General features: G+C 34.9%; 22 protein-coding genes. 13 read left to right on the top strand and 9 right to left on the bottom strand.

All coding sequences use genetic code 11. The features are described 5' to 3' along the window. Window positions 1-66 precede the first annotated feature (66 nt). From GFU89_RS08645 to GFU89_RS08635, 3 genes are all read right to left on the bottom strand, one after another. A complete protein-coding gene (locus GFU89_RS08645; protein WP_318846743.1) occupies window positions 67-672 on the bottom strand; it encodes a hypothetical protein in 606 nt (201 codons plus the stop codon). Window position 673: 1 nt separating this feature from the next. Next, on the bottom strand, window positions 674-1,183 hold the full coding sequence (locus GFU89_RS08640) for a nitroreductase (protein WP_318846742.1): 510 nt from the start codon (window positions 1,181-1,183) through the stop codon (window positions 674-676). Between the two features lie 95 nt (window positions 1,184-1,278). Next, entirely contained in the window at window positions 1,279-1,728 is a 450-nt protein-coding gene (locus GFU89_RS08635; RefSeq protein ID WP_318846741.1) for a hypothetical protein, read from the bottom strand. Window positions 1,729-1,859: 131 nt separating this feature from the next. Between GFU89_RS08635 and GFU89_RS08630 the strand changes: the two genes are divergently transcribed. Beyond that, window positions 1,860-2,219, top strand: a complete 360-nt coding sequence (locus GFU89_RS08630; protein ID WP_318846740.1) for a DUF805 domain-containing protein — start codon at window positions 1,860-1,862, stop codon at window positions 2,217-2,219. Between the two features lie 35 nt (window positions 2,220-2,254). On the opposite strand, the gene GFU89_RS08625 is transcribed toward GFU89_RS08630, so the two are convergent. Continuing rightward, entirely contained in the window at window positions 2,255-2,785 is a 531-nt protein-coding gene (locus tag GFU89_RS08625; RefSeq protein WP_318846739.1) for an SRPBCC family protein, read from the bottom strand. A 199-nt stretch (window positions 2,786-2,984) separates the two neighbouring features. On the opposite strand from GFU89_RS08625, the gene GFU89_RS08620 reads away from it, so the two are divergent. From GFU89_RS08620 to GFU89_RS08585, 8 genes are all read left to right on the top strand, one after another. Then, a complete protein-coding gene (locus tag GFU89_RS08620; protein ID WP_318846738.1) occupies window positions 2,985-5,033 on the top strand; it encodes a M3 family metallopeptidase in 2,049 nt (682 codons plus the stop codon). A 42-nt stretch (window positions 5,034-5,075) separates the two neighbouring features. Then, window positions 5,076-5,684: an abortive infection system antitoxin AbiGi family protein gene (locus GFU89_RS08615; protein WP_318846737.1), complete on the top strand. Its 609-nt coding sequence runs from the start codon at window positions 5,076-5,078 to the stop codon at window positions 5,682-5,684. A 256-nt stretch (window positions 5,685-5,940) separates the two neighbouring features. Continuing rightward, complete coding sequence (locus GFU89_RS08610) at window positions 5,941-6,360, top strand: DUF1801 domain-containing protein (protein WP_318846736.1); 420 nt, start codon at window positions 5,941-5,943, stop codon at window positions 6,358-6,360. A gap of 94 nt (window positions 6,361-6,454) precedes the next feature. Then, window positions 6,455-6,838 (top strand): tetratricopeptide repeat protein, encoded by a 384-nt coding sequence (locus GFU89_RS08605; RefSeq protein ID WP_318846735.1) that lies wholly within the window; start codon window positions 6,455-6,457, stop codon window positions 6,836-6,838. Between the two features lie 28 nt (window positions 6,839-6,866). After that, window positions 6,867-7,067 (top strand): YqaE/Pmp3 family membrane protein, encoded by a 201-nt coding sequence (locus tag GFU89_RS08600; RefSeq protein ID WP_318846734.1) that lies wholly within the window; start codon window positions 6,867-6,869, stop codon window positions 7,065-7,067. Between the two features lie 137 nt (window positions 7,068-7,204). Next, a complete protein-coding gene (locus GFU89_RS08595) occupies window positions 7,205-7,936 on the top strand; it encodes a class I SAM-dependent methyltransferase (RefSeq protein WP_318846733.1) in 732 nt (243 codons plus the stop codon). A 145-nt stretch (window positions 7,937-8,081) separates the two neighbouring features. Beyond that, window positions 8,082-9,323 (top strand): serine hydrolase domain-containing protein, encoded by a 1,242-nt coding sequence (locus GFU89_RS08590; RefSeq protein WP_318846732.1) that lies wholly within the window; start codon window positions 8,082-8,084, stop codon window positions 9,321-9,323. A 103-nt stretch (window positions 9,324-9,426) separates the two neighbouring features. Next, the gene (locus GFU89_RS08585) at window positions 9,427-10,536 is read left to right on the top strand and encodes a serine hydrolase domain-containing protein (RefSeq protein WP_318846731.1); all 1,110 of its coding nucleotides are present in this window, start codon (window positions 9,427-9,429) and stop codon (window positions 10,534-10,536) included. A 6-nt stretch (window positions 10,537-10,542) separates the two neighbouring features. Here the strand turns inward: GFU89_RS08585 and GFU89_RS08580 are convergent, their stop codons facing one another. Together GFU89_RS08580 and GFU89_RS08575 are read right to left on the bottom strand one after the other, a co-directional pair. Further along, the gene (locus tag GFU89_RS08580) at window positions 10,543-11,949 is read right to left on the bottom strand and encodes an MFS transporter (RefSeq protein ID WP_318846730.1); all 1,407 of its coding nucleotides are present in this window, start codon (window positions 11,947-11,949) and stop codon (window positions 10,543-10,545) included. Window positions 11,950-11,988: 39 nt separating this feature from the next. Beyond that, on the bottom strand, window positions 11,989-12,552 hold the full coding sequence (locus tag GFU89_RS08575) for a TetR/AcrR family transcriptional regulator (RefSeq protein ID WP_318846729.1): 564 nt from the start codon (window positions 12,550-12,552) through the stop codon (window positions 11,989-11,991). A gap of 102 nt (window positions 12,553-12,654) precedes the next feature. Here GFU89_RS08575 and GFU89_RS08570 point away from each other — a divergent pair, with 102 nt between their 5' ends. Together GFU89_RS08570 and GFU89_RS08565 are read left to right on the top strand one after the other, a co-directional pair. Further along, on the top strand, window positions 12,655-13,122 hold the full coding sequence (locus GFU89_RS08570) for a VOC family protein (protein ID WP_318846728.1): 468 nt from the start codon (window positions 12,655-12,657) through the stop codon (window positions 13,120-13,122). A 95-nt stretch (window positions 13,123-13,217) separates the two neighbouring features. Beyond that, window positions 13,218-13,841, top strand: coding sequence for a hypothetical protein (locus GFU89_RS08565; RefSeq protein ID WP_318846727.1), 624 nt, complete (start codon window positions 13,218-13,220; stop codon window positions 13,839-13,841). Window positions 13,842-13,855: 14 nt separating this feature from the next. Here GFU89_RS08565 and GFU89_RS08560 read toward each other — a convergent pair whose 3' ends face one another. From GFU89_RS08560 to GFU89_RS08550, 3 genes are all read right to left on the bottom strand, one after another. Next, window positions 13,856-14,875 carry an NAD-dependent epimerase/dehydratase family protein gene (locus GFU89_RS08560; RefSeq protein WP_318846726.1) on the bottom strand — a complete coding sequence of 340 codons (1,020 nt, stop codon included), beginning with the start codon at window positions 14,873-14,875 and terminating at the stop codon, window positions 13,856-13,858. A 59-nt stretch (window positions 14,876-14,934) separates the two neighbouring features. Further along, entirely contained in the window at window positions 14,935-15,510 is a 576-nt protein-coding gene (locus tag GFU89_RS08555) for a Crp/Fnr family transcriptional regulator (protein ID WP_318846725.1), read from the bottom strand. 237 nt (window positions 15,511-15,747) lie between these two features. Then, window positions 15,748-16,107 carry a hypothetical protein gene (locus GFU89_RS08550; protein ID WP_318846724.1) on the bottom strand — a complete coding sequence of 120 codons (360 nt, stop codon included), beginning with the start codon at window positions 16,105-16,107 and terminating at the stop codon, window positions 15,748-15,750. A gap of 231 nt (window positions 16,108-16,338) precedes the next feature. Between GFU89_RS08550 and GFU89_RS08545 the strand changes: the two genes are divergently transcribed. Both GFU89_RS08545 and GFU89_RS08540 read left to right on the top strand, forming a co-directional pair. Further along, window positions 16,339-16,959, top strand: coding sequence for a TetR/AcrR family transcriptional regulator (locus tag GFU89_RS08545; RefSeq protein WP_318846723.1), 621 nt, complete (start codon window positions 16,339-16,341; stop codon window positions 16,957-16,959). After that, window positions 16,937-17,434, top strand: a complete 498-nt coding sequence (locus GFU89_RS08540) for a GNAT family N-acetyltransferase (protein WP_318846722.1) — start codon at window positions 16,937-16,939, stop codon at window positions 17,432-17,434. The genes GFU89_RS08545 and GFU89_RS08540 overlap by 23 nt, the downstream gene beginning before the upstream one ends. The last annotated feature ends 9 nt before the right edge of the window (window positions 17,435-17,443 follow it).

Raw genomic sequence — 17,443 nt, 5'->3', positions numbered from 1 at the left:
AGTTAAATATTTAAGAGTGCAAAGATAGTAAAAAAGTTTGAAGTAAAAAGCTACAAGTAAAAAGTTTTATAAATTCAAATTATTTTTTTGTCCAAGCAGGATAAAAGAGAAAACTGTTGAAATAATCACAGAAATCAAAATAGCTAGGAATATAATTAGATTACCTCTCGTTTTCAGCGTAACTCCATAGATCACAAAATAGTTGATGATATAGACAGGAATCAGTAAAAAAAACGAAAATAACCCTGTACAAACAATTACAGCTTTCAGAAACAAAAATCCAGTCACAGATGCAATTACAATTCCTAACAGGCTTTTGTAAATTGTTTCTTTATCTATTTTATCATTCTTTTTTACCTTTGAAAATTGATCAAATTTATCAAGAATAAAAACCTTCAAATCACTACTTCCCATGATTTCTGAAGAGATATTACCTATAATAAAATTTATTTCTTCTCCTTTCTGTACACTGTTGTAAACCTCAAACGCGACTCTTCCTTTTTCTTTAATTAAAATTTTTTGGAACTCTGCTTTCTTTACAAATTCATCATAATTGAATTTCTGACTGATTACTTCATGCATTTCATCGTTGATTTTGCCTGTATGATCAATCATATAAAGATAAGCCTCCAACAAATCTTCTTCATTATAATTCCTGTAAATATTCTTCATATTATACAGCACCCATATAGAAAAGTCCCAGACACTTCTGGTTCTCTTCAATGGTCAGAGAATCTTTCAACTCATCTACAATTTTGGGAGAACTCCAATAGCATCCGATATTATTGGCTGTACAAGTAAGATACATGTTCTGAACCGCCATTGAAACAGCCGCTATTTCTTCCCACTCAGGAACCATTCCGCTGAAATTGACAACAATAGAAACGACAACATTGGCTTTATTGATCTTAAAACCAATATCATTGTATTTTTTTTCTAAGAAAAGCTGTTCGGGTGTAATTGCTTTATAGATAGCCTGCATTTCTGAGGCCAGCTGTGCTTTTTCTTCTCCTTTGAATATTTTAAAACGCCAGGGTTTTGTCCGTTTATGATTGGGGGCAAAGGTGGCAGAGTTTAAAATCTCCTCCAAAACTTCCTGAGAAATTTCCGTATCTGTATAATCTTTTGGAAAAATACTTCTTCTTTCCTCTATGATTTCTTTTAAGATGGATGCTTTATTCATACCTGCAAATTTACAACATGGAATTCAATCTCTTTCATTTAAAATGTTAAGTATTTGCCATCTGTACACGATTTTTATAAGCTTTATAATCACTTTTACAGTACTTCCACGATCTTCTGATGGATTTTATTTAAAGTAAATTCATCACCTGGTTTCATACCATTCATTTTTTTGGCCATGGGACTTTCGGGGGAGATTGCATAAAACCGGTCCCCTTCGAAAAAAAATTCCCCTAATGACACTGATATATAAAACCGGGCCTTGTTGGTGATCACCAGCGAGCCAAGCTGCACTTTTTCTGTAGCGGTATTCAGGACTTTTGCCATATTTCTATTAAGATCATTCAAAGCACCCAGCTGTCGCTGCATCTGATAAATCTCCTCCTGCATTTCTTCTCTCATACTATCATATTTCGGAGTTTTTTTAATGTCACGGCTCGCTTCCAGGGTAAACTCGATAAAGTTTTTAAGCTTTTCAATTTTCTCTGCGATGGTAATTTTCACAAAGTCTCTGATATCACTTTTTTCAAATACAATCTTCTCCATACAATCGATTCTTTATATAAAGATAATATTTTTGAATAATATTTCTTGGGCTTACCATAAAATAACTCTTTCAAAATAGATCATTATTTTAAAAATTTATTTTTAGCTTTGCTTTTCTAAAACTAAAAATCATGTTTAAAGCACCATTTTCATTTGATGGGAGAATCAGAAGGACAGAATATGGATTGTCCTATCTTCTATATCTGGTATTTTCCGTACCATTCAATATTTATTTTCAGAGTAACGAACCATCATCGGGTGTTACTATAGTTTTCTTTCTTTTACTGATTCCATTTCTTTGGTTCCTTATTGCACAGGGAGCAAAAAGATGTCATGACAGAGGAAATTCCGGTTGGTATCAATTAATTCCTTTCTATGGTTTATGGATGTTATTTGCGGAGAGCGACCACGGACCCAATGAATATGGACCTAATCCTAAAGGGGAAGGAAATTATAACTCAATCAATGAGATCGGCAAAAAAGAATTATAATAAAAAAGCCTTGTAAATTTTACAAGGCTTTCATTTTATTTTTCAGCAAGTTTCTTCAGGTCTCCGAGTCCCTGACTAAACATTTTATCCATATTGCTATTCATCATTGGCTTCATAATCTTCATCATAGCGTTCAGTTCATTATCTATCATCCAGGTCACTTTCGTTCCGCTACCTTCAGGAGTCACAATGAAATTGGCTTTCATATCTCCCTCAAACGGTTCTATGAAGTGAAGTTTTGTTGCCATTTTCTGATCCGGTACAAGCTCAGTAATAGCCTGTTCTCCTTCTCCCACATTTTTATCTCCTTTCCAGTGATAAGAATCTCCTACTTTATCTCCGTCTCCGGAATAGGTAATCACAATGTTCTTATCAGCTTTGGAAAAAGGATCCCATTGATTGTAGCCTTTTAAAGTACCTACATAAGGCCATACTTTTTCTTTTGGAGCATTGATGACAATAGATTTTTCATAATGGTAATCTTTACTGAAAGCCAATACTGCAACTACAGCATAGATGATAGCCAGCACAATGATGGCACCAATGATTTTTAAGAGTGTTTTCATAGTCTATAATATTTAAGGTTATTTATTTTAAATCTGTTCTCAAAATTAAATATTCCCACATCACTCCCACTTTCCATATGACAAGATTATTTAAAGATAAGTATTTTTGTCATAACTTGTGAGTAAGGCATTATTTTTGAGCGTTTCAGCTGTGATTCCCAATGAATCGTTACATTTACTTTATATAAAAAATCAAAAAATGAATATTTTAACAGAAAAATTTACCACTCCATATCATTCAGCTCCATTCAGTGACATTAAAAATGAAGATTATCTTCCGGCATTTAAAGAATTGATTCAAAAATCCGAAGCCGAGATTGATGCTATCGTCAATAATACTGAAGCACCTACTTTCGAAAATGTTATTGAAGCATTGGCGTATTCCGGGGAACAGCTGGATGTGGTTTCAAATATTTTTTTCAACTTAAATTCTGCAGAGACCAGTGATGAGATCCAGCAGATTGCTCAGGAGGTTTCTCCGATCTTAACAGAATATTCTTCAAAAATATCTCAAAACGAAGCCCTTTTCAACAAAATCAAGAAAGTATATGATGAAAAGGACAAATACAATCTTAACGAAGAGCAAAAAATGCTTTTAAATGAGACCTACAAAGGTTTTGTGAGAAGCGGAGCCTTACTGAATGAGCAAGACAAAGAAACATTAAAGAAAATCAGCATGGATCTTTCTTTAAAATCTTTACAGTTTGGGCAAAATGTTTTGGCTTCTACCAATGCTTATTTTAAGCACATCACCAATAAAGAAGATCTTGCGGGAATTCCTGAAGCTATCATTGATCAATATGCTGAAGAGGCTAAAGAAAGAAACCTTGAAGGCTGGGTAGTCACTTTACAGTATCCAAGCTATATTCCGTTCATGACGTATGCTGAAAACCGCGAACTGAGAAAGGAACTGGCGTTAGCAAATGGTAAAAAATCCTTTGATGGCGGAGAATTTGACAACCAAAATCTGATTAAGGAACTTCTTCATCTGAAACAGCAGAAAGCTGAACTTATCGGGTATAAAAACTATGCAGATTTTGTTCTGGAAGAAAGAATGGCTAAATCTCCGGTAAAAGTTTTTGATTTCTTAAACGAACTTTTAACTAAAGCAAAACCTTATGCTGATAAAGAAATTGAAGAATTAAAGTCTTTAGCCAAAACTGACGGAATTGAAGAAATGCAGGGCTATGACCACACATTCTATGCTGAAAAACTTCGTAAACAGAAATTTGACCTTAATGATGAGGAATTAAAACCTTACTTCCCGTTAAACCAGGTACAGGAAGCCGTATTCGGATTGGCTGGAAAACTTTTCGGACTTACTTTTGAGGAAAGAAATGATATTCCGAAATACCACGAGGATGTAAAAGTATATGAAGTAAAAGAAATTATAGCTGTTTCCAGTACAGGAAAGATAGAATCTGATTATAAGGCATTATTATACGTTGATTACTTCCCAAGAAAAGGGAAAAGAGCCGGCGCATGGATGACCAGCTACAAAAATCAGTATAAACAAAACGGTGAAAATTCCCGTCCACATATTTCAATCGTTTGCAACTTCAGCAAACCGACAAAAGATACCCCTAGCTTACTGACATTCCAGGAAGTGACTACATTGTTCCACGAATTCGGGCACGCCCTTCATGGAATGATGGCAGATACCCAATATCCTACGCTGTCAGGAACTTCTGTAAAATGGGATTTTGTAGAACTTCCATCGCAATTTCTGGAGAACTTCTGTTATGAACCTGAGTACTTAAAAACATTCGCCAAACATTATAAAACCGGAGAAGTGCTTCCTGACGAGAAAATTGAAAGGATAGAACAGTCTAAAAATTTCATGGAAGGCTATCAAACCTTAAGACAGCTAGGTTTCGGACTTCTGGATATGAACTATCATACAAAGGTTGGAGAGTTAGAAAATGAAAGTATAAAGGATTTTGAGGATAAGTATACCAAAGCGACAACGCTTTATCCTTCCAATTCTGAAACAGCAATGAGCCCAAGTTTCTCCCATATTTTCCAGGGTGGATATTCTGCCGGATATTATTCTTATAAATGGGCGGAGGTTCTGGATGCGGATGCTTTCCAATATTTCAAGGAAAACGGAATCTTCAACCCTGAGATTGCAGCCAAATATAAAGTATTGCTTTCTTCAGGTGGAACAAAAGATCCAATGGAATTGTATAAAAGCTTCAGAGGCAGCGAGCCGAAAGTGGAAAGTTTGTTGAAAAGAGCTTTTGGATAAAAATTAAATAATATAATAACCATTTTAAATTCAAAAACATTCATGGCAATTAGTTCAAACTCAATAATACATTATACTAATAAATTAGAAAATATAAAGGGAATCTTAGAAAATTTAGGCTTTAGATTAAAATACTGTTCTGAAGGATTAATTATAAATAACACTCCTACACCACTAGCTGTACCAATGGTATGCTTCTGTGATATTCCACTGTCAGAAGTTAAAAACCATATGGACTCCTATGGTTCTTACGGAATCGGATTTTATAAATCCTGGGCAAAAGATAAAGGATTAAATCCGGTTCTTTATATAGAGGGAAAATCTGAAACTAGCAAGAACTTAGAAGCAGTAATTAAAAAACTGGCTAAAGACCAAAGAGAAAATAAAATGGATCAAGAACTTGCAACTACAATTATTAGATTTATTCAATTTTGTAAAAATTATGAAGGTCCACTAAAAACAGAAAAAATTGATAAAACAGATTATATTTTTTATAATGAAAGAGAATGGAGATATGTACCTAGTGAAGAATCTTTAAAAGGAGCAAATAGTATTCTTAATATTAAGGATTATAATAAAGACAAAAGTTCTTGGAATGAAAAACTTAAGAATATATATCTAAAATATGCCATTGAGGATATTCTTATATAATAGTTAGTGAAGATGATGAAGTTCCAGAAATATTAGACTTCATTAATAAAACTTTTCAAGATTTATGTACAGCGAAGCAACTAAAGATCTTAGGAACTAAGATTTTAACTAAAAATCAAATATATCATGACTTTTAGTTAAAACTCATCAAGTATTTCAAATAAAAAATACAATCATTTAAAACAAAAAGAACAGTAATTACTGTTCTTTTTGTTTTAAATTAGTCCTCAATAATCTCAAACATCATTCCTGATCCATGACCATCCAAGAACAAATCAAAGACTATATCAACAGCCAGCCTGAAAAGAAACGCAATGATATGCAGGAACTACACCACATTATTCTGGAACTTATGCCGGAATGCCAGCTATGGTTTCTGGATGGAAAAAACAGTGAAAATAAAACGGTTTCCAATCCTAATATAGGATATGGATTCTACACTATACACTATACCAACGGAAAAACTAGAGATTTTTATCAGATCGGAATGAGTGCCAATACCTCTGGAATCTCAATTTATGTTCTCAATATTGCTGATAAAACCTATCTGAGCACAACCTATGGAGATAAAATAGGGAAAGCCAGCGTAACCGGATATTGCATTAAATTCAAAGCATTGAAAGATATCAACATTGAAATCCTGAAAGCTGCTATACTGGATGGACTTAAAGGATAAAATTCTTTTAACCTGTAAAAACTAGCAGATCTATTCTAAGAAAGCTAAATTTGCATAGTATACAAAGCAAGCATCCATTCTGTAATTTTAAATAATGAGTACGATACCACAAAGATTAGAAAACGTAAAAAAACTTCAGGCTAAAAGATGGGAAAATGAAGACCATTGGGACACTTTGAATGATTTATTAGTCAAAGAATTAGATGAAATTTTATTGATTGAACCTGAAAACACTTCAGCTTTAATTAATATTGGTGCTGTTTATTCCGATATGGGAGAAAATGAAAAGGCTCTGGAATACTTAAAGATGGCTTTAAACTTAGGCTCTAAAGACAAAAATCTGTTTGTAAACCTAGCCATTGTACTTGTTTATATGGAAAAGCATCAGGAAGAGTATTTAGAATATCTTGAAGAAGTTGAAGATAAAACTGAAGATCCACTTACTTTTAAAGCTTATTTTGATCCTCAAGCCCAATAGAATCCTTCTCAATTAAAATTTTAAAATCATGTTACTAGCCATATTACTCCCCTTTTTATCCTTTATCGTCCGTGGAAAAGTTCTCACCGGGATTATCTGCCTGATTCTACAGATCACTCTCATCGGATGGCTTCCTGCCGCCATTTGGGCTGTTCTTTCTTTAAACAATGACAGAGCTGATCAACGTAATGACAGGCTGATAAAAGCAATGCGCAAAAACCAAAGGTAATTCAGCTATTCCCAAAACCGTCTGATATAATTGTCGTAAATTTACAGTACTGGAATAATAAAAACTCCTTTGACTGAAAGATTTTCAAAGTCTGAACGCGTTAGTTTACTATCACGAGAACCGTCAATCTTTATGCTATGAAAGAAAACAAATACGACAATCCGTCATTTTTTGACCAGTACGAAAAAATGCTCCGTTCACAGATAGGATTGGAAGGAGCTGGAGAATGGCACACCTTGAAAAATATGCTTCCGGATTTTCAGGGAAAGAATATTCTTGATCTGGGCTGTGGTTTTGGATGGCACTGCCGTTATGCCATAGAAAATGGTGCAAAATCCGTTATCGGAATTGACCTTTCGGAAAGAATGCTTGCAAAAGCTCAGAAAATCAATAATCTGGAAGGAATTCACTATGAAAGAAAAGCTCTGGAAGAGGTTAATTATCCTGCTGAAAAATTTGATATCATATTGAGTTCACTCACATTACATTATGTGGAATCATTCGATACTATTGCTCAGCATATTTACAAATGGCTTACCTCCGGAGGATCTTTTGTATTTTCAGTAGAACATCCTGTGTTCACCGCTGAAGGCGGCCAGGACTGGGTTTATGATAAAAATGGTGAAAAAATCTGTTGGCCCGTAGATCGGTATTTCATGGAAGGAAAAAGAAATACAACATTTTTAGGAGAAAATGTAATCAAATACCACCGTACCTTAACTTCTTATTTAAATACTTTATTAAAACACGGTTTCAAAATCAAAGAAATTATTGAACCGGAACCGGGTCAAGAAATGTTGAAAGAAATCCCAGAGATGAAAGAAGAACTCCGCAGACCAATGATGTTGTTAATCTCTGTTGAAAAATAGTTTTGAACTGACAGACTGATCAATTACTCTGCGTGGAATCTCCTGGTTTTTAGAAAGATTCATAAGTGATTAAGATGTATATTTGCTTCATTGCCAATCACAGAATATGAAGCTTTTTACTTTTTTCTTCATTTTTATTTTTTCAATGAATTGTCCTGCTCAACAGTATAGCAAAGAGCTGGATCAGTATTTCACAGCCCTAACAGATCTGAAAAATTTCAATGGGAATGTAAAGATTGCTAAAAACAACACTATTCTTCTTGATAAAACCTATAATATCCAGGACGCAGGTAAAGCATTAGAGGTAACTAAAAGCAGTAAATTCATTATCGCATCGGTTTCCAAGATTTTTGTAAAGTATGGAATTTTGAAACTGGTTGAGCAAGGAAAACTGAAATTATCGGATACCCTCAATAAATACATTCCGGATTTTCCCAATGGTGAAAAAATTTCTATTGAACAACTTTTATTTCATCAGTCCGGGCTTCCAAGGGAAATCAAAGATTATGAAAAGTATGACCATCTGAGTCTTGAAAAAATTATAGAACTGGCCAAAAAGGAAACGCTGCAATTCGAGCCGGGAACCCAGACTTTATATTCAAATGTCGGATACTTTATCCTGCACTCTATCATTGATAAACGGTCTGATAAAGGATACTGGAATTTTATTCAGACTGAAATCATCAAAAAATATAAATTAAAAAATACGGGTGAGTTTAATACCGCTCAAACATTATCTCATTTCGCTTATGGATTTTCGGGTGAAAATGGTAAAATAATTCCTGTCGCACATACCAACATCAATCGATTTGAAACTGGAAATTATTTTTCTACTACTGACGATTTGTACAGCTTCAGTCAGCAGCTTATTTCCGGAAAGAACCTCAGAAAAGACCATGTTCTGAAAATGTTTGGAAAGAACAGCCAATTGATACAGGCAGGAGGCAGGCCCGGCTACAGAGCTTATTATTATCAGGATCTGAAATCGGGAATTACCTTTATTTTCACTTCCAATTTTACCGATATTCCTTTTCAAAAAGTGACGGAAGATATTATTCATCTTTTGAATGGCCAATCTTATACGATTCCTCAGAAGATTAACAAAAAAGCAATTGAAGTTCCTGATGAAGTTCTTAGGCAATATACCGGAAAATTTGCCCTTGAAGCTGATCAATCGCAAGTTTTCAACGTTATTTTAGAAGATCATTTTTTATACATCCTCGACAAAGATGGTGAAAAGACCAAAATCTATCCTGAATCATCAACTTCTTTTTTTGATAATCCTCAATCCGAAGATGGTTATCAGTTTTTTAAGGGCAGCGATCAGCAATATTACCTAATCATTATTTCAACTGGTGTTAAATTAAATACCAAACGAATACAATAATCAAGTGCAAATTAATTTTGAAAAAATTTAAAACACAAATAACTATATTGCATAACATAGTAATTGTAATTAATTATATCTTTGCATAACAAAGTATAAAAATATGATTATTAAAAAACTAATTTCCGTCTTCATATTGCTTTTATTCTTTAGCAATACAACAGATGCTCAGATCCGTACAAAAGGATATGAAAAGAAAATTGACAGTATTATCCAGACAGAATTCGGGAACGGAAATGAACCCGGCGGTGTTTTTCTGATTACTCAAAATGGAAAGCCTCTCTATCGGAAAGCATTTGGAAAAGCTAATCTTGAACTCAATGTCAATATGACCCCAGAAAACGTTTTCCAGATCGGATCGATGACCAAGCAATTTACTGCTGTAGCTATTCTGATGCTGGAACAACAAGGCAAGCTTACTGTCAGCGATCCCGTTTCCAAATACATTAAAAATTACCCTAACGGAGATAAAATCACTATCCATCATCTTCTGACCCATACTTCGGGAATTAAAGATTTCACCAAAATGAAATCCATTTCTTCTATTGCACAAAAAGAGATGAAACCTGAAGAAATGGTTGATTTTTTCAAGAATGAACCTGTGGATTTTGCTCCAGGAGAAAAGTTTGATTACAACAATTCCGGATATGTAGTTTTAGGGTATATTATTGAGCTGGTTTCCGGAACTTCTTATGAAGATTTTATTAAGAAAAATATTTTTGATAAAGCGGGAATGCACCATTCTTATTATGCTTCAGACAGAAAAGTGATTCCGCAAAGAGCTTATGGCTATCATAAAAAAGAACAGGGATTTGTCAATAAAACAGTCATCAGTTTCAGTGTTCCTTTTTCTTCCGGTTCATTGATGTCTACTGTGGATGATATGCTGAAGTGGCAGCAGGCTTTACGTCAGAATACCCTACTGAATCCAACAGAAACCCAAAAAGCTTTTCAAAAATATAAACTGAACAATGGTAAAGAATTTACCTACGGATACGGATGGCACCTGAAAGATAGTAATGGAACCCCAGACCGTGAACATGGCGGAAGTATATTCGGATTTAAAAGCATGGGAGTTTATATTCCCAGTGAAGATCTCTATGTGATAGGACTCAGCAACTGCGACTGCCACTCTCCTACTGAAGTCACCAGAAATATTGCGAAAGCGACGCTAAGTGAAGTCAAAACCTCATCAAAAAAAGCAAACAAATAATTCCGACTATTTTTTACGCCTTATTTCAGGGAGAACATGGCCAGGAACTTTAAAAACAGAAACTATTACAAAGATCAGACAGAGAATATTGATTAATACTGTCACTGAAAACGCATTGTGATAATGCTGTACAGCAGGTTTTGTTCCCAGAAAATAGTAAAAAACGCTTCCTACAGCGACAATTCCAATGATGGCAGCAATCTGCTGAAAGGTATTATAAACCCCGGAAGCATTTCCAATCAGCTTTTCAGACATTCCCGACAAGGCAATATTGGCCAGCGAAGGAATGATTGAACCTACTCCCAGCCCATGCAAAAACAACAGCAGGCAGAAAATGGGAAAACCGATCTGTATTCTGAATAAAAACAGCTGAAGAATAAGAATAACAATAATAAAACTGAGCCCTGCAATCAGGGCTTTTTTTCCGTATCTCAAAATGAGTTTTACAGAAACTGCGGATGCCAGTACAAATCCCAATCCCTGAAAAACAATAATTCCTCCTGCTTCTAACGAGCTGATCTTTAATCCATCCTGAAAAAAAATCGACAGAATATAAAAATAGGAATCCAACATAATGAAGAAGAAGGAAACGGCCAGAATTCCCAAATTAAAATTCTTATAACGGAACAGTTCAAAATCAATCAGATAAGAACGTTCGTTTTGTATTCTCTTCTTCTGATTTATGATAAACCCGAAAATAATTACTGCTGAAAAAAACATCAGTGTAATATTTTTGAAATGAAAACCTTCATGTTCAGACATCGTAAGGGCATAGATAGCACAGAACAATCCTGCAGAAAGCATTACAACACCACCTATATCAAAAGACTGCTTTACTAAAGTTTTGGATTCATTTAATAATTTGAAGCTAAGAAAAACTGCCGGCAGACATATAGGAATATTCATCAGAAAAATAAGTCTCCAGGGTTCTTTCATTACCGTAAGAGAAGAAAAATATCCGCCTAAAAACTGTCCCAAAATGGTTCCTATTCCAATAGTGATTCCGTACCAACCCATTGCTTTTGTCCGCTCATGATGAAGAGGAAATAAAACCTGAATCATCGAAAGTACCTGCGGAGCCATCATTGCCGCACTTATTCCCTGTACAAATCTTGAAATAACAAGTTGTTCTGCTCCTGCAGAAATTCCGCAAGCCATAGAACTCACCATAAAAGCTATTAATCCGATGATATAGATCTTTTTTCTTCCGTAGAGATCACCCAACCGCCCTCCGGTTATCAGAAGAGAAGCAAATCCGATAAGGTAAGCTGCAATCATAAACTGCATTTCTCCGTTGGAAGCATGAAAATCATGTTGTATGGAAGGTATAGACACATTGATGATGAATATATCCATGATCGTCAGCAACTGACCAAAGAGTATAACCAATAATTTCAAATACTTATGTTTCATTTTTATATAGATATATCTATTTTTTAATATTCAAAAAAATTAGGGTAGTAAACCCTGAACAATTTTTTTAACCTGATCAAAAGAATCATTTTGTTTGTTGATTGTGGATGTTACAACCGCTCCTTCTATTAAAAGGAATATATTTTCTGCTGTTAAATTGGCATCAGAAAGTCGTCCCTCCACTCCGTATTCTGTTATGAGTGCTTTTATCATATCTTTCTGTTTTTCTTTATGCTGTTTGGCAAAAGCGGAGACAGAAGGGTTTCCTTCTCCTATTTCAGAAACTATTTTTATGAAATGACAACCTGCAAACTTTGAAGTCTGCTGTAGTTTCTTCCTGTAGTCAATGAGTGCCAGAAGTTTTTCTCTGGGGGCTGAAATTTTGGATATACTGTTTTCAAATCCTTCAAACCAGTCTAGTTCTTCTTTAATGAGATAGGCCTGAAGAAGATCATTTTTAGATGAAAAATGGTTATACAGTGAGCCAATAGCAATATCTGCTTCTGCAATAATCTGATTGATTCCTGTAGAATTGTATCCTTGTTTATAAAATAAATCTGAAGCAACCCTGATAATCCTCTCGCGCACTTTTTCTTTTTTCATCGTGAAAATTTTTACAAATCTAAACAAAAAAAATAGATAAGTCTATCTATTTTTAAAATACAGATAAAAACTTTATTTTAGATCAAAGAAATAATCCCTGCCATGAAATCCCTATTTTTCCTTTTCCTGTTTTTATTACTAATTGCTGTATCTTGCAGTGAATCACAGAAACCTAACCTTGGAAAAAATATGAAATCGACCAATCCTGTAGTATATTTTGAAATCCCTGTGCATGATCTGGAGCGAGCAGAAAAGTTCTATTCTGCTGTTTTCAACTTTAGTTTTGAGAAAGAAATAATAGACCGTTATGAGATGGCTCTGTTTCCTTTTGAAGAAAAAAACAGTGGGATTACAGGAGCTCTGGCTAAAGGTGATGTCTACAAACCTTCCAAAAGTGGTGTTATTATTTATTTTAAAACAGAGAGTATTGACTATACCCTGGAAAAGGCTGTAGAACATGGAGGAACTGTTCTTTATCCTAAGAAAACAGATGCAAAGTATGGTTTTGCCGTAGCAGAATTTGAAGATTCGGAAGGAAACAGAATTGCACTGCATGAGACGGTAAAATAGTTATACCATTCGCTACATATTATTTTTTTAAATAAAGTTGATGCATATTTTGTATCTTTCAATAACCATTTTTAAAGATTATTTGGTAAATACCTATGGCGGAAGAACTTTATTTCATCAAAACCAACCCAACTATTGCCAAAATTAATTTGTACAATAAGCTCGACCGTGAGGAGGAAAATATTCTAAAGTTTCTACCATCTGATGCAAAAGATACGCTTGAGAATATTAAAAACAAGGTTAAGGATTCTGTTGAAGAACTTACTCAGGAGGAGCTTCTCCTTATTTTTCAATGGTTTAGTAAAGTGTATTCTTCAGATCATGAGGAGACCAAAACACAGCTTTTCATCAATGGTATTGATCTTTTTTATGAAATTCCGACGACCATTCATGCCGAAAATTTTCTTCAGATTCTTTCAGATTATGAGAAACTCCTGAAACAAGACATGAATTATATTGTAGATTCTCAAAACTTCAATCAATTTCTGATCTACGGAATATTTCTCACAGAGCTTATCAACAGAGAGCAGCGTCAGGACAATATACTTTGTGAGTACCTGAAACCGGACAATCAGTCTTTATATCTTCTTGCAGAAAACCAATGTGGTTCAAAAGAATTTGATGGTAACGTCATCCCGGACCTTCAGCATCATTTTGCTGATCTGTATGATCTGACTAAATTTTACAAAGGATCCATTATCAAACTTGAACAGGAATAAAGAAAGAGACTTTTTCAGGCCTCTTTTAAAATTTCGGGATTTTTCATCAGATAATCCAATGCTTCTTTCACTGCCTGTTCCGGACTTTTGGGATTAAATCCAATCTCATTTCGGGCTTTGGAAATATCAAAATCCTGCTGTAATCCAGAAAACATGGCAATATCTTTTCTTGTGAGTACCGGAGCTTTTCCACTGAGCTTTGCGGTAAATTCCATAATAACAGCAATTGTGAATAGAATTCCTTTAGGTACTGAACGGGGAATCTCCAGTTTCAATTCAGGATAAAGCTGGTTGGCTAAAATGGTAGTATCTGTGATGGTCATACATTTTTCATTGGCCAGAATATAGCGTTCACCAGAGCGGCCTTTTTCAGCTGCCAGATAACATCCTTCGGCCACATCTTTCACATCTATCCAGTTCAGAGTAATTTTGGTATCTACCGGAATTTTTTTGTTCAGGATCAGTTTCAATACCCCATAGGAAACATTCAACGGAGAAAACGCTTCACTGCCTATCATCGCAGAAGGCATCACGGAAACCAGTTCTATTCCCAATTTTGCGGCCAGATCAAAAGCCAGTTTTTCACCATCATTCTTAGAATTATAATACATATCTCTCCGGTCCGGATTATAGCCGTTACTTTCTTTGGTAGGCAATGTAGTATAATCCAGTGCGGCAATAGAGCTTACATAGATTATTTTCTTCACACCGGCCTCCGCTGCTGCTTCGATTGTGTTTCTGGTGCCTGCGATGTTCACATCATAGATTTCTCTTTTGGGATCTTTTGCCCACAATTTAAAAGCAGCACCTACTGCATAGAAAGTTTCAACTCCCTGAAGGGCTTTTACAAAAGACGCTTTATCCGTAATATCAGCCTGCACCAGCTCACAATTCAGTCCATCAAAAGGTTTTCTGTTATGGATATTTCTTACTGCCGCACGCACCGGCAATCCCTGTTTCAGTAAAAATCGGACTAAATTATTTCCCAGATGTCCATTTGCTCCGGAAACAAGACTTAAATGATTCTTTGTCATTGCATTGATTTTAATGCTGCAAAGTTCATCATCCCAATACCGGAACCACTTGACTTTTGTTAGTTAATTATTTTTCTCCGGATTCTGCTCAGACTTTCAGGTTTCATCCCTAAAAACGAAGCGATGTGCTGGATAGGAACATTCTGAATAATTTCCGGATAGTCCTGCATGAGTTTCAGATAACGCTGTTCGGCATTCAAAACGGATAATTCTCTGGAACGGTTTTCATTGTAAGCAATTGACTGTTGAAAAACCGAAATACTGAAATCTTTCATTGCCTGACTTTTAGCGGTCAGATAGTCCAGGTTTTCTTTTGAAATTCTCAAAAGTTCAGCATCTGTGATGCATTCGACATTATTTTCAGAAACTGTACCATTGATAAAATCTGAGTAAGAAGTGAAAAATCCGGGTGGACAATTGATATGAGTGGTAACTTCACTACCATTCTGGTCATTATAAAAAAGCCTGAGATAACCTGAAACAATATAGTAAAGATAATGAGGAGTCTTCCCTGCTGCTTCTATCACCGTGTTTTTTGAAAACATAACCGGCTCGAAATATTGTTTGACAGCTTCTGTTTCTTCACTGGTAAAATTATGACCTGACTGGATATATTGTAAAAGCTTGTCGTGCATTGAATTGAATATTTTAAGTCTTTTGCAAAGCTACCAAAAGAAAGCTTCAAAATTTATTAGTCAAAAAAATATTCGCCTTCCCATGTAACATTCCGGATTCAATAATTGTCTTGTATACATAATCGAAAGAAAGCTGCTGATAAAAAAGCATAACTGAGATTGTAAGAATTATTGAATCAGGATAAAAACTATACCACAGCCAACAGTCTCTTTTACGATGCAGACCTGTTGGCTTTTTTATTTACGCACATTCAAGTGCCTTACACTAACAAAATAGTATATCATTCCTCCAGCAAAATAAGCCAGTACATCAAAAAAATCTCCGGTAAAGTGGGCTGATAGTTTCGGACAAAGGACTTCAAACAAAAAAGACAGGTAAAGTGCTGACGTCAATACAAATTTTAAATCCGGTTTCCAATGGCAGCTTATGATAGAATTCATGATATATTCTATCAGATAACAATACATAGGAACGGTAATAAAATCTGTAAAATGATCGTTAATAATGGGAATGTAAATTCCGTTTCGCCTCATTAAAATAACTCCTCCCCAAACTGCCAGTCCCAACAGAAACCAATGTGAAATTATCCTTTTCATCACATGTGGAGCACCGCCATTATTATCCCGAGAATAACCTGAAGTATTTTGGATATCACTTCCTGTGGATCAGTTCTATTTTCTCTTTCGTTTTTATCTGCAGATTCGTAATTGAATTTTTGTTTTCCTTCCATTATCATAAGATTATGATGCAAATATATTAAATTAGAACAATTGTTCTAATTTTTAAAATATGATTTATATCCACTCTTATATTCTTATCTTTGAAAGATGAAGACCAAGGATAAAATTCTGTCTAAAGCACTGGAATTATTTAATGACAAGGGATATAACAATATCACCACAAGGCATATTGCAGCTGAACTCAGCATCAGTGCGGGCAATCTGCATTATCATTTCAGGCATTCGGAAGACATCATTAAAATCCTTTTCGCAGAACTTACCCTGAAAATGGATGAGCTGCTGAACGAAATGAAAAAACTGGAAAACAAAACACTGGACGATCTTTATCAGTTTACCTATTCTACCTGTGGAATCTTTTATTCTTACCGTTTCATATTTATCAATTTTATAGATATTCTTAACCAGATTCCTGAAATAGAATCCAGGTATGAAGGGGTCAATTTCAGCAGGAAAGAGGAATTCCAACTGATCTTTTCAGATCTTCAAAAAAACCATATTTTCCAAAAAGACGTTCCTCATTTTATCGTTGATTGTCTTATTGAACAGATTTTCATCATTGCAGACAACTGGCTTACCCACAACAGGCTTATTTTAAAGCTTAATCCGGCAGAAGCAATACAGCATTACACCCTTCTTCAGATGAATCTTTTCTATCCACTTCTCAACAAAGAACAGCAAAAACTTTATGAACAGCAGTACATCCGATAATCCCAAAATTATCCTCAGAAAAGGGATTCAAAATGATCTCCTGGAAATGTTGGAGCTTTTTAGAACCACTATAGATGAAGTGTGCAAAAAAGACTATACTCTTCAACAGCTCGAAGCCTGGAAATCCGGTGCAGAGAATGAAGAACGATGGATGGATGTGATGACCAGTCAGTATGTTTTAATTGCTGAGAGTGCAAATCAGATTGTGGGTTTCTGTACTCTTGATCAGGGAAATTATATTGATCTGTTTTTTGTACACAAAGATTATCAGCAACAAGGTATTGCATCCAGGCTTTATAATACAATTGAAAAAGAAGCTCTGCAATATCATGAGAAGCGGCTCACAGCAGATGTAAGTAAAACTGCCAGACCTTTTTTTGAGAAAGTAGGCTTTCAGGTTGTTCAGGAACAGACTGTCGATGTAAAAGGAATTACACTTACCAATTATAAAATGGAAAAAAACCTCATCTCATAATTTCTTACT

Origin of the sequence: Chryseobacterium sp. JV558 (assembly GCF_033712365.1) — a bacterium.
Classification (GTDB): Bacteria; Bacteroidota; Bacteroidia; order Flavobacteriales; family Weeksellaceae; genus Chryseobacterium.
This window is presented reverse-complemented; position numbering and strand designations above follow the sequence as displayed.